Source organism: Priestia megaterium NBRC 15308 = ATCC 14581, assembly GCF_000832985.1.
GTDB classification, from domain to species: domain Bacteria; phylum Bacillota; class Bacilli; order Bacillales; family Bacillaceae_H; genus Priestia; species Priestia megaterium.
In genome coordinates, this window is record NZ_CP009920.1 from 3,360,564 (window position 1) to 3,373,459 (window position 12,896).

The 12,896-nt window shown below is 37.2% G+C and carries 13 protein-coding genes; 7 read left to right on the forward strand and 6 right to left on the reverse strand.

Features of this window, described 5'->3' with window-relative positions:
* The first annotated feature begins 109 nt into the window (after nt 1-109).
* Nucleotides 110-304 (forward strand): hypothetical protein, encoded by a 195-nt coding sequence (locus BG04_RS17535; protein ID WP_013082184.1) that lies wholly within the window; start codon nt 110-112, stop codon nt 302-304.
* 31 nt (nt 305-335) lie between these two features.
* Here BG04_RS17535 and BG04_RS17540 read toward each other — a convergent pair whose 3' ends face one another.
* The 3 genes from BG04_RS17540 to BG04_RS17550 form a co-directional block, all read right to left on the reverse strand.
* Complete coding sequence (locus BG04_RS17540; RefSeq protein WP_034653613.1) at nt 336-1,637, reverse strand: NCS2 family permease; 1,302 nt, start codon at nt 1,635-1,637, stop codon at nt 336-338.
* A 219-nt stretch (nt 1,638-1,856) separates the two neighbouring features.
* The gene (locus tag BG04_RS17545; protein WP_034653610.1) at nt 1,857-2,807 is read right to left on the reverse strand and encodes a sensor histidine kinase; all 951 of its coding nucleotides are present in this window, start codon (nt 2,805-2,807) and stop codon (nt 1,857-1,859) included.
* Between the two features lie 17 nt (nt 2,808-2,824).
* Nucleotides 2,825-3,523: a LytR/AlgR family response regulator transcription factor gene (locus BG04_RS17550; protein WP_034653608.1), complete on the reverse strand. Its 699-nt coding sequence runs from the start codon at nt 3,521-3,523 to the stop codon at nt 2,825-2,827.
* A gap of 175 nt (nt 3,524-3,698) precedes the next feature.
* Here BG04_RS17550 and BG04_RS17555 point away from each other — a divergent pair, with 175 nt between their 5' ends.
* The 6 genes from BG04_RS17555 (at nt 3,699) to msrA (ending at nt 8,986) form a co-directional block, all read left to right on the forward strand.
* Complete coding sequence (locus tag BG04_RS17555) at nt 3,699-4,436, forward strand: ABC transporter ATP-binding protein (RefSeq protein ID WP_034653605.1); 738 nt, start codon at nt 3,699-3,701, stop codon at nt 4,434-4,436.
* Nucleotide 4,437: 1 nt separating this feature from the next.
* Nucleotides 4,438-5,604 carry an ABC transporter permease gene (locus BG04_RS17560; protein WP_034653603.1) on the forward strand — a complete coding sequence of 389 codons (1,167 nt, stop codon included), beginning with the start codon at nt 4,438-4,440 and terminating at the stop codon, nt 5,602-5,604.
* Between the two features lie 205 nt (nt 5,605-5,809).
* Complete coding sequence (locus BG04_RS17565; protein WP_230586582.1) at nt 5,810-6,601, forward strand: phosphotransferase family protein; 792 nt, start codon at nt 5,810-5,812, stop codon at nt 6,599-6,601.
* A gap of 137 nt (nt 6,602-6,738) precedes the next feature.
* Nucleotides 6,739-7,239, forward strand: coding sequence for a MerR family transcriptional regulator (locus BG04_RS17570; protein WP_034653601.1), 501 nt, complete (start codon nt 6,739-6,741; stop codon nt 7,237-7,239).
* Nucleotides 7,240-7,441: 202 nt separating this feature from the next.
* Nucleotides 7,442-7,870 carry a MarR family winged helix-turn-helix transcriptional regulator gene (locus BG04_RS17575; RefSeq protein ID WP_013082191.1) on the forward strand — a complete coding sequence of 143 codons (429 nt, stop codon included), beginning with the start codon at nt 7,442-7,444 and terminating at the stop codon, nt 7,868-7,870.
* 153 nt (nt 7,871-8,023) lie between these two features.
* Nucleotides 8,024-8,986 (forward strand): peptide-methionine (S)-S-oxide reductase MsrA, encoded by a 963-nt coding sequence (gene msrA, locus BG04_RS17580; protein WP_080743077.1) that lies wholly within the window; start codon nt 8,024-8,026, stop codon nt 8,984-8,986.
* A gap of 25 nt (nt 8,987-9,011) precedes the next feature.
* Here the strand turns inward: msrA and BG04_RS17585 are convergent, their stop codons facing one another.
* Genes BG04_RS17585 through BG04_RS17595 form a run of 3 tightly spaced genes read right to left on the reverse strand, consistent with a single transcriptional unit; the run spans nt 9,012 to nt 12,769 of the window.
* Nucleotides 9,012-10,136, reverse strand: coding sequence for a GerAB/ArcD/ProY family transporter (locus tag BG04_RS17585; RefSeq protein ID WP_034653597.1), 1,125 nt, complete (start codon nt 10,134-10,136; stop codon nt 9,012-9,014).
* Between the two features lie 12 nt (nt 10,137-10,148).
* Entirely contained in the window at nt 10,149-11,234 is a 1,086-nt protein-coding gene (locus BG04_RS17590; protein WP_034653595.1) for a Ger(x)C family spore germination protein, read from the reverse strand.
* Between the two features lie 14 nt (nt 11,235-11,248).
* The gene (locus tag BG04_RS17595) at nt 11,249-12,769 is read right to left on the reverse strand and encodes a spore germination protein (RefSeq protein ID WP_016763360.1); all 1,521 of its coding nucleotides are present in this window, start codon (nt 12,767-12,769) and stop codon (nt 11,249-11,251) included.
* Between the last annotated feature and the right edge of the window lie 127 nt (nt 12,770-12,896).

A 12,896-nucleotide genomic window follows, 5' to 3' on the forward strand; every position in this document is an offset into this window, starting at 1 on the left:
TTTTACGTATATTTGGTAAAAAGCGTTTTATTTACAAATGGATAACTATGTTAATATTTACCTGTTGTGCTGAGGATGATACAATTAAAAGAAAAGGGACGTGAAGTGATTGCCAATATGGATTGTATTTGCTGGGATCATAGGCGGTCTTTTAGGGTTTGGGGCGCTAGTGGATTATATAGCTAAGAAGAGAAGTATCGAATTAGATCCAGAAGAAGGAATAAAGAATGCTTCTGATGCAGAACAAATCTATGTGGAAAATTATCTTTATCAAACAAAAGAAAATAACAATCACTTTCAATAAAAAAAGCTTGGAGACGAATCTCCAAGCTTTTTTAATGCGGTAAAAAGATGAGCTGATAGAGGAATAAAACAGCAAAGACATACACAAGCGGATGGACTTGTTTGCCTTTTCCTTTTACCAGCTTCATTAACGGATAAGAAATGAAGCCAAGCGCAATTCCTGTTGCAATACTTGATGTAAGGGGCATCGCTAGAACAACTAAAAAGGCAGGGAACGCTTCATCAAAGTCATTCCAATTAATTTTAGCTACAGCGCCCATCATCAAGCTTCCGACAATAATTAATGCAGGTGAAGTAATAGCTGCTACGCCAGAAACCGAGCTTACAACCGGACTAAAGAACGCTGCAACAATAAATAAAATGGCTACCGTCACACCCGTTAGACCTGTACGTCCGCCTGCTGCTACACCAGATGAAGATTCAACGTAAGCCGTTGTTGGGCTTGTACCAAATAAAGCTCCAATCGTTGTACCAAATGAGTCAGCGAGCAATGCTTGACGTACGCGAGGCATCTTATTACCTTTCATAAGACCGGCCTGTTGAGCTACTCCTACCATTGTACCTGTTGTATCAAAAATTGTAACAAGTAAGAAAGAAAAAACAACTGTGTACAGATCATGATGAATAACATCTCCAAAAGCAGCAAAAGGATTTGAAATCATTAAGCCGTCTGGAAGGTGAGGAGAAGCAAACAAACCTTTATCAAATGAAAGCAGTCCTCTAAAGAAAGCAATTAACCCCGTAATAATCATACCGAAGAATAAAGCGCCGTTTACATTTAGCGTATATAAAATGATTGTAATCGCAAGTCCAATCAGTGTTAAAACTACTTTTTCAGACTGCAAATCACCAAGTCCAATTAAATTTGACTTATTTGCAACAATAATACCGGCTGAACGAAGCCCGATAAAAGCAATAAATAAACCGATACCAGCACTAATCGCGTGCTTTAAATTGTTTGGAATAGCTTCAATTAATTTTTCACGAAACGATGTTAACGATAGGATGATAAAGATAATGCCCGCTACGAATACAGCTGAAAAAGCAGTAGCATAGTCGATACTTCCATTTGAACCAACAACTAAAGCAGCAAAGTATGCATTCATTCCCATACCGGGAGCAATAGCGATTGGATAGTTAGCTGCAAGAGCCATCCATAGCGTAGCTACGACTGCTGAAATAATAGTAGCTGTAAATACTTGATCAAAAGGAACGCCGGCGCTGGACAAAATAACTGGGTTCACAATGACGATATAAATCATGGTTAAAAACGTTGTAATACCAGCTAAAATCTCCGTTTTAGCATCCGTGTTATATTCTTTTAACTTAAACATAAGTAACCTCCAAAAATAACGAACATTAAAAGCAACATGATATATAATATTCGTTTTTTACTTGAAATGCAATAGATTTGCATATAAAAAATCAAAAACTAAAAAAGTGACGATAAAAGAGTTAAAACAAGTGTGAAATATTTCTTTTTTTCGGTGCTTTTTATAGTGTGTGCGTATAGAAGAGGCTCATACGAAAAAAAGCCGCTTGGGCTGCGGCGGCTATGTTGCTTGTTTTGAGGAAACGACTATTGGAAATTTTATTTTAATGGAAAGAGTTAAATCGTTATACGTATATTCCAAGCGTCCGTGGTAGTTGGAAACAAGTTCAGAAATGATCCACGTGCCAAGGCCTTCGTGGCGTTCTTTCTTTTCTGTAACATGAAAAGAAGTAAACAAGTGATCTTGACGCTCTCGTGATAAAGGAGCAGTAGAATTGCTGACTTCTAAAATGTAAATGCCACTTCGGATCATACTCGAAACGGTTATCTCTTTTTTCTCAGAAGAATGAGCGGCTTCTAAAGCATTATGCAGTAAATTCATAATGAGATTCATTTGGTCAAGGTGCTTTAAAGGCAGCTGTGATAACGGTGAATCTAATTGAACATTCATATGTATTCCCCACGTATGTGCTTGATTCTTGCTTTGATGTACAACAGAAGCAACGTGCGAATGTTCACCTTGAATATATGAATGGGTATCATTCAAAGCTTCAACGTAATCTTGAATGTACTCTTGTGCCTGCTGTCTTTGATTTGTTTCTAGAAGATAGGATACGGCGCTGACATGTTTAATAAAATCATGTCTTTCAGCCCTTAACGCTTGAAAAAGCTCATTGTTTTTTTGAATTTCACGTGAAGCACTGTTTTCCCGGTTGGTTACGAATATGTATTGTTGATAAGAGGAAAACATGTCGGTCATGTAACCAATCATTGCGATAACGGTTAGGGCAATGCTAAAAGGTGAAGATAGGCTAAATAAAAGCAGGAAAAAAGACGTCAGTACGATTGCTTTTTTTATCGTTAGTGGAGGAGCCGTTTGATATTTCTTTCTCCATATAAAAAATGAACCAATTATAAAAGAACAAAGTAGGAGATGTAAACTAACAGGCAGGTCTTTAAAAAAGAGGAGCACGAAAACAGTTAGTAAAACTAGTGTGTAAAATAGTTTCATTTTAGATAGTCCCTCCTTTAAAAGTATTCTTTTTGCAAGATGTCTAAATTTGTTTTCGTGATTAAAGCTGTTTTTTCGGTGCTTTGAAACATCACTGAGTAGGAGTGCTTAGTATACAGGGAGAAATTTTGAATATAGGAAATGTTGATAATAAAAGCTCGATGAGACCTTAGAAAATGACTCGCTGTTAATTCTTTTTCAATTTCGTTTAATGATTGATAAGTACTAAATTCTCCATTTATCGTTATGATTGTGGTAGAGCGACCTGTTCGTTCTGCAAATATAATATCTTGTTTGTTCAGCACTTGCATTTCGGTTTTTTGTTTTAAAATAAGCTTATCTCTTGTGTCAGTTGATTGTTTTTTTTGATGAAAACGCTGAATGCCTTTTAACAGACGCTCTTTAGAATAAGGCTTCATAATGTAGTCTAAAACGTTGAGTTCAAATGCATGAACGGCAAAGCCGCTGTGCCCAGTGACAAAGATGACTTGAATATCAAGTGCGTAAGCATTGATAAAGTCTGCAAGCTCATAACCTGATAGCTTTGGCATTTCAATATCTGTAATTAATAAATCAATTTCATTTTTTTTAATTTCGTTATAAGCTTCCTCCGCGCTGCTAGTCGAAAAAAGTATGTCTATATCATCTTCTCTTTCTAAAGAAATCCTCAATTTTTCTAAATCATATGAATGATCATCCACTAATCCTACTTTCATAAATAAAAACCCTCTTTGTTTCATTCTATTGGATATTACCACACTATTTTACCATGATTTACAAGATAGAAAGGACGTTTCGCGACATAAAAAACCCTCTTTATGACAAGATGGAAGATGCTGTATGAAAAATAAGCTAAGATAGATTCAATCACAGTAAAAGGGGAGAGCAGATATGATTGAAATCAAAGGTGTGACGAAATATTTTAAAGAGAAAAAGCAAACAATTGCAGCTGTTCAAGATATTCATGTAACCATCGCACAAGGAGAAATTGTAGGACTATTAGGTGAAAATGGAGCGGGGAAAACAACTCTTTTACGTATGCTGTCGACTGTACTTGAACCATCCGAAGGTAATATGTTCATTCACGGAATAAACATTCATAAACAGCCTGATAAAATAAAGAAAAAAATCGGCGTCCTTTTTGGCGGTGAAACAGGTTTATACGACCGTTTGACTGCGCGTGAAAACTTAGCTTATTTTGCTAAGTTTTATGGAATGAGCAAACATGAAACAAAGATAAGGATTGAGGAACTGGCCAAACGTTTTGGAATGAAAGACTACTTGGATCGCCGCGTCGGAGGCTTTTCAAAAGGAATGCGTCAAAAAGTAGCCATTGCACGCACTATTCTTCATAACCCGGACGTTATCCTATTTGATGAGCCGACTACAGGGTTAGACATTACATCAGCAAACATGTTTCGTGAGCTTATTAAAAATCTGCAAAGAGAAGGAAAAACGATTGTTTTTTCCAGTCACATTATGGAAGAAGTGGAGATGCTATGTCAGTCTATCATCATGATTCATAAAGGAAAAATGATTTATCAAGGAACAAATGAACAGCTTTATAAAGAAGAGGAAAGCACAGACTTAAACTACATCTTTATGTCGCGTATCGTGAGGGGGGCTTAATATGATTTGGCATATTTATAAAAAAGAGTTAATTGATTGTTTGCGAGATCGAAAGACGATTATCTTTAGTGTGTTGATTCCTATTTTATTAAATGTAGGGATGCTGTTTTTTGTAGATAGAATGATGTCTAGTAATCAACCTGATGGTATGTCCATAGCTGTTGAGAAAGGCTCAGATACAAGTGTAGTGGAATGGTTAAAGAAAGATAGAAACCTTCAAGTTGTGGAAAGCGAAGATCCGCTTCAAACAGTGGAAAAAGGCAAAGCATCAGTAGCTTTAAAAGTTGATAAGAAATTTTCTGATAAAATTCTCCATATGCAATCGCCGGACGTAATGATTTATACAAGTCCAGATAGCGTAGAATCTTCACGTACAACAGAGTACGTTACAGCTATATTAAATAAACAGAGAGACGGCATTATAAAAGAACGTTTAACACAATTAAATATTAATGATCAAACAATTCAGCCCTTCTATGTCAAGGAACAAAGCCTTTCAAATAAAGATAATAGTTCATTAATTATGGTGGCAATTTATGCTCCTATGATTATTGCTATAGGGGTGTTAGGTGGTATTGTACCTTCCGCTAATGATATTTTCGCAGGAGAAAAAGAGCGAAAAACGATGGAAGCTCTACTCATGGCTCCTATTAAAAGACTACATTTACTAATAGGGAAGTGGTTTACTATTTCTACATTTGGGGTCTTAAGCGGAGTGCTTTCTACTATTTCATTTGTGCTTTTTGTACGCTACTTTACCGTGACGTTAAATGATGCCTTGAATCTAAATAATCATCTCATTGCTTTTAGCGCTTCATTACTAGTGGCTATCACTTTGTTTGCCTTATTAGCAGGGCTAATTCTTTGTATCTTTAGTCTCTTAGCAAGTTCGGTTAAAGAAGCGCAAAGCTATACATCGCAAATTGTTACAGTAGCGATACTGCCATGCTTTTTACTGATGGGAAAATCCGTACACGAACTGCAGCCAAGCGGATTCTTAATTCCTATTTATAACGTATTTGCACTTATGAAACAGCTTCTCTACGGTGTCTATGACATGCAGAGTCTTGCCTATACAATAGGAAGCTTGTCGGTTTGTACAGTTGTTTTATTTACGATTGGTTATACGATGTTTACCAAAAGCCGCTGGGTGCTTGGTAAAGGTTAAGAGACTGGGCAAAAGTAGTTTAGTTGAAGGAAGGTCCGAACGATAAGTCGAGGTTCTTGATAAAGAATCCAACTCGTTCGGATTTTTTCATTGTTATGATTATCGTATGTGTAGTTGTTTATCTCTAGATTCAATTGATTTCGTTATGTCTCAACTTTTTGTGTAGGGAAAGAGCAATTAAAAGAGAATGTAGGAAGAAAGGAGAGTGAGACAGTTGCATCCTATTATAGTAGAAGAAATTCCTGACTCTATAAAAAAGTATGTGAAACAAATCGAAAAAGTGACGTTTCCAAAGCAGGGATGTACGTCGGATGTTGGTATCCTTCATACCGTTAAAGGAAGGTATGTTTTAAAGCGGACAAAAGGGGAAAAGTACAGAAAATGGTTATATAAGGAATATTATGTATTAAAGAATATACAAGCACTGGCAGAATGTCGAAGTCCGATCGTTTACAAATTCGTCAAAACAGCAGAAGAGAGCTGGCTGCTGCTAGAATTTTTTGAAGGAAAAACTGTAAGAGAGTATTTAGAGAAAGAAGATAATGAAGAAAAGCGCGAGCACATTGTCTACGAAATGGGGCGTCTTCTTGCTCGCATTCACGATGCGAAGTGTCCAGAACAATTAGTGAGTAAGCAGCTGTGGATCCACCGAATGCTGCAAGAGGCAGAGTACAATTTAATCCACTATAAGGTAGACGGAAATCAACAGCTGCTAAAACAACTGCAGAAGCAAAACATGATATGCAAACAAGAGGTGCTTATTCACGGAGACTACACGATTGATAATGTACTTGTGCACGACGGTCGGATAACAGCTGTTATTGACTGGAGCGGAGGAACTTGGGGAGACGCTCGTTATGATATGGCCCTTGCTGTTCGCTTTGAAGACGGAATTTTTACAGGTAAAGAGCGCGCGTGTTTTTTTAAGGGATACGGCAAGGGGATTTCACAGCACGAATTTTGTTATTTTGCAGAAGGATTGTACGAGTTTTTCTAAGCAATAATGACATCATTTTCTTCATTTGTTGAACGTCCACTTTCTTTGACGAATTCATACTAGTTTTGTCACGTATGAAGGGATTTAAAAATTTCTCTCGAAATGGCTAGTAAATGAAAAAAATGGAGGGATGGAACATGACGATGAAAACGGTAGATGTGGCAAAAGCGCTAGGAATACATCCAAGTACGGTATTAAAGTGGGTCAAAATGGCAGATATCGAGCTAGAGAGAAATGAATCGGGACACTGTGAGTTTACAGAAGAAAATGTTGAAGCACTTAGAAACTTTCAAAAAAACCGCAATCGTCAAGCCGTCGTCAAAGTGGTAGAAAAAGTAGTGGAAAAAGAGGAAGTCGTTATATCTGATGAACGTGCACAAGACATGCAAAAGCAGCTTGATCAGCTTTTTTTAAGGCTAATTGAAAATGAAAAGCGTACAGAAGAAAAAGCGGGAGAAGTAGTGACTTTTCAAATTTTAGAGCATCGTTCAGAAATCGATCGATTAAATAAAGTTATTACGAAATTAGAAAATCGAGTAGTGGAACTTGAAAGTCAGTTAAAAAGTGAAGACAGCTTAAAAGGTAAAAAGCCTGTTCCGAGATGGAGAAGCTTTTTAACCGGTATTTTTAGCTATTAGCAGCGATTTACCATAACGGTAAATCGCTTTTTTTATGGAATTTTATGAAAAATACATCAATTTGTACAGAATTGTGGAAAAAAATCTCAATAATAGTTGACGAAACGCTTAGTAATTTGATAAAACTAATTAAGTTAAGAAAGTGAAATACTTTCGTAAATACATATTCGTTATCAGGCGATAGCGTTAAGGAGAGTGACAAGTGAAAAAAAGAGAAGAGCTCGTTCAAGAAATGGAGACGCTGTTTCGCTTTGTGTTCAGACAGCTACGCCAAGAAATTAATGAAGTATACAATTCAGAGCTATCAACAAATGAATTTATGGTGCTTCGTATGCTGGTTGATTCCGGCAGGCAGCGATCAACTGATTTATCAAAGTATCTTCAGGTTTCAGCAAGCCACATTACCGCGGTAACCGACTTGCTTTTATCAAAAGGCTACATTGCACGCAAACGGTCTGAAAACGATCGGCGTATTATTGATATCGAACTGACCAAGGAAGGACAGGATATTTTTAATGCTATTCAAGAGAAGAAACGAGCCTATTTCCTTGAGCGTTTTGAGCACTTTACAGATAAAGAAATTGAAACGGTGAATAAACTGTTTCACAAAATTAAAGGCGATCAAAAATAAAGCGCTTTAAATGCGGAAGAATAATCAGCGAACATGGCTTTCACTGATTATTTTTTTGTCTTAAAACGCAAAGAGTATGAAAGGCAAGTTAGTTGGTGAGAACATAAAATCAGCGTATAATAATAGAAAGAACACATGAAGGAGGTCATCTTTTTGACAGAACAATATGAAGTAGCAACTTTTGCCGGCGGCTGTTTTTGGTGTATGGTGAAGCCCTTTGATGAACAGCCAGGCATTATAAAAGTTGTATCTGGCTATACAGGCGGTCACAAAGAGAACCCGACGTACAAAGAAGTATGCTCAGAAACAACGGGCCACTATGAAGCGGTCCAAATTACATTTGATCCAGAGGTTTTTCCATATGAAAAGCTTTTAGAACTATACTGGCCTCAAATTGATCCAACTGATGCAGGCGGACAATTTGCGGATCGAGGCGATTCATATCGAACAGCTATTTTTTATCACAATGAACACCAAAAGGCACTAGCTGAAGAATCGAAGCAGCAATTAGAAGCAAGCGGTCGTTTTTCTGAGCCGATTGCTACACAAATTCTACCGGCAAAACCGTTTTATGAAGCGGAAGAATACCATCAAGGTTACTATAAGAAAAATAAATTCCGCTATGCTATGTATCGACGCGGGTCTGGACGTGATCGTTTTATTAAAGAAAACTGGAAAGACTTTGGACGCGACGAGCAGCTGAAAACGACATTAACGCCTATTCAGTATGAAGTTACTCAAAATGACGCAACGGAACCTCCGTTTCGCAATGAATTTTGGGATCATACAGAAGATGGTATTTATGTAGATATCGTATCAGGAGAGCCGTTGTTTAGTTCAACTGATAAATATGATGCCGGATGCGGATGGCCGTCTTTCACAAAAGCGATTAATAAAGATGAAGTAAAAGAAAACATGGACGTTAGTCATAATATGGTTCGTACAGAAGTACGAAGCAAGACGGCTAACTCTCATTTAGGTCATTTATTTGACGATGGTCCGCAAGATGCAGGCGGCTTGCGCTACTGCATCAACTCAGCAGCTCTTCGCTTTGTTCCGAAAGAAGATTTAGAAAAAGAAGGATACGGGGAATACACGGTTTTATTTAACAAATAAAATAATATGAGAAAAAGAGCGTGATTCAACTTAAAGTTGGCTCACGCTCTTCTTTTTGTGCTTTCTTTTGTTTTATTTTGGCTCGAATGAGGCTATAGAGAAAAAGGAAAGGAATGTAGCCATAAATAAAGTAAAAGCCGGTCATGGATAATCGTGTATTAAGCTGATCGATGGTTTCCCGATCATCAAAGAAAATAGAGAAACCAAGAAGAGCAATAAGAACGAATATGAGAAAAATCGTAGGCGGCTTATTAAATGTTTTACTAAATCCACGAATGGTACACCATACGCTGACAGCAATAGTAGGAAGAACGACTAAAAGCCACAGAGAAATTAAAATATATTCAAAACGCTGTAAAAAGGGGATTTCAATAATTTTGGCCATCGTTAAAGTTGGCCAGATCGTATGCATTAACTGTCCCTGGCTAAAGTAGGCAAATGAAACTAATGCTGTGCACAAGTATAAAAAAGCACTGAACAAAATCCCAAGTTGACCCCATTTTTGGCTAGTAGCGCCGTTTTTTATAAAAGGATAGAAAAAAAGCACGGATTCAAATCCCAAATTCTCAAAAGTCATCATTTTAGTTGAAATTAAAAATTCCCATATCGTGTGGTCAAATAAAGGAAATAAATTATTAAGATGCCCATATTTTAATGGATAAAGTAAGGCAAATACGAGCGGCAAGGGAAGCATAACTCCAAAAAAAGCAATTCCAGTAATCACACGAAATCCACCGGAGACTGTATAGTAAATAATAGGTAAGTAAACAAGTGATACAATCCATGTTTCCAGCTGCGGAAACATCCATATTTGTAAAATTTCTACGTACGTCCGGTAAATGGTTAACGCAAAAATAAAATAATAAGCCGATGCCGCAAGAGTGAAAGCTCCTCCGAGGTATTTCCCAAAATATAACCGGTGAATATCAACAATATCGCTGTTTTCGCGGATTAAGATATTAAAAACCATGGCTAGTAAAATACAGACGCTGATCGCAGCAAGGATGATAGATATCCATGCTTCATAACCAGCTCCTTTAATAATGAGACGCTGAAATCCTAGTATCCCAACGCCAATTTGCGTAGAATGCACTAGAAAAAAAAGAAAAGAAGGGGAAACTTGATTTTCTTCTTTAATTGTATTGTGCATCTTTTCTTCCTCCTAGTTGCTAATACCGGTTTGAATAAGATGAACGCGAGCTTTTACTTCAATATTCATATCCGGATATTGCGCTTTGAATTTTTCACTGTTAAACCCTCGCGTTTTACTTCGAACATAATCTGTAAAACAAATGGGGTCGATTTTGTGCCGCTGAAGCTTCTTAATAAAGGCATCCCCGTCTTTTTCAATATCTTTTTGAAGCGTTTTTTCAACCATTTTAATACTAGCCGGGTCTGTTAAATCTATCCATCCAGGAAACTCTTTTACAAGGCCATTGATAGTTAAGTGCGCAATAATACTTGGATGTTGATGATTTCCTTTAATTTCATACTTTGTTTTGGTGCGCAAGTTTTGCAGTATAATTTCACCTTTACGGTCACTTTCTTTAATTTTTACCGAGTAGCGGCCGTGCTTTGCTCCGCTTGTTAGCAGCTTAAATAAAAACGTTTCTTTCATTCCGATGGTTGTAACGACTTTTTGTTTTTTGAAAAGCGCCAGTCCCTTTAATTTAATGGCATCTTTTTGCTGCGCTAAAACAGGAAGATAAGGGTCGCGGTCGTCGCTAAAAAAACTGAATAAAAAAATTTGTAAATTGGTGTTAGGCAAATTTTCTGTGCGGATATTTTGTTCGATTAAATTAGAAATAAACTGATAGTCTTTAATTTTCTTTTTCGTAACAGAGCTCAATAATTCATGTGCGTTACCATCTGCAATGCTTAATTTAATATTACGTCCAAGGTCTGGATTTCTAGCAATTGTGTTTACTAATTCATCCACGCCATGTGTTGCAAATTCTTTTCCCATGACGATGCTCCTTAATTGACCAAAAGCGACCGGAAGAGATGATTTATTGTTTAAACGAAGCGGAATATCAAAGGATGAATTAGCAGTAGCCGCAATAATACTAGGTTCTTCCGTTGGCCCGTACTTATAAATAGGGTATAAAATGGTTCCTCTCACTTTATTGCTTTGAGGAATATAATCATATCCGATGGAGTTGACTACTTGAATTTCGTCAATTGTTTCACGGTCTGCACAGCTCGTTAAGAAAGTAAGACAAGTGCATAAAATAAGTATTCTCTTCATGGCGTTTCCCCGCTTTACTCATTATCTAAATTACTTTTTCGTTTAGTCTTATTCGCTTTATTAGGGTTATAGCGGAAGCGTTCTAAAGGACGCAAGTAGCTTGGCCGCTTTGCTGTATGACTATAGGGCAATCGCAGAAAGGTATCCCTATACTCTGTTGGACGAAACGGAAAAAGCGGAACAAGATAAGGCATGCCCAAAGATTTTAAACGAAGCAAGTGAACCAGCAGGAAGCAAAAGCCGAACGTAATGCCGACTAAACCAAACGCAGTAGCAAACAAAATAAAAGGAAAACGTAATAAACGGATGGTGTTAGACATTTTAAAAATAGGCGTTGTAAAAGAGGCTAAAGCTGTCAGTGAAACAATAATAAGTAAAATATTGCTTGTTAATGCAGCTTCTACTGTTGCTTGCCCAATAACAATCCCGCCTACGATTCCCAGCGTTTGACCTACTTTTGTTGGAAGTCTGGCTCCGGCCTCGCGAAGCAGTTCAATGGTTATTTCTAAAAAAAGTACTTCGATGACCGGTGGAAAAGGAACGTTTGTCCTTGAAAAAATAATAGGCCCGAGCAAATCTTTTGGAAGCATCTCATAATGATACGTAACAATGGCTACATAAAGAGGCGTAGCAAAAATAGAGAAAAAGACGCCTAAAATACGAATAACTCGGAAAAAAGATCCTAGAACCCACGGCAGATAGTAGTCTTCAGGTGAAACAAAGAAGTCAAGCAGCGTTGACGGCCCCGTAACTGCGTAGGGTGAACCGCTTGAAAAGAAGGCAGCTTGCCCGTTTAACAGACTAAACAAGACTCGGTCAATCCGCTCGGTTGTTAAAAAAAGCGGAAACGCCGTAGAAGAATTATCGGAAATTAATTGATCAAGCATTGTACTATCAAAAATGACGTCGAAATCTATATCTTCAAGGCGCTGCGTCATAGTCTCTACGTGCTGAGGGTTCGTTACGCCTTCTAAGTAAACAAGAACGACGCGCGTTTTCGATTTGTTTCCTACGGTAAGTTCTTTAAAAATAAGATTTTCGGAAATGACCGTTTTTCTCATTAAATAGAGATTGACATCTAAATCCTCTACAAAACCAATTTTAGGACCAACAACGCTGAACTCATTTTCCGTTTCATTTTCTTTTCGAAAACCTGTATCAAAGCTTTGAACTTTAATAAGCGCTACTAGCTTATCGTCTTTATGTAATTGAAACATTACGTAGCCGCGCAGCATCTTTTCTAAAATCTCTTTTGTATCTTTTGTAACGGAAATATCTTCGATTGGCAGAACGTTTTCGACTTCTTGCACACTGCTTAACGTGAAGTCTAGTTTTTGAAAGGGCTCGAGTATTTTATCTTCAACGCTTTGCATGTTTACGAGCTGCTTAAAATAAGTAATGATGTATTTTCGATGCTGTGAGCCAATGGCTAATGTCATAAAGTCACTTGATTTCTTAAACTGTTTAATCAGTTCATCCAATGATTTTTTGGGCTGATCGTCTGCATTCTTTTTTTTAAATAAATGTTTAAACATAACCGTGCCCCTCACTTGACTTTCTATTACTGGTAGTTTGTTCATGTACTTCCTTTTTATTCGACTATTTTTTCTCAAGAAGAAAGGAAGAATATAAAGACAAACTTTACACTCTTTTACAGTGGGT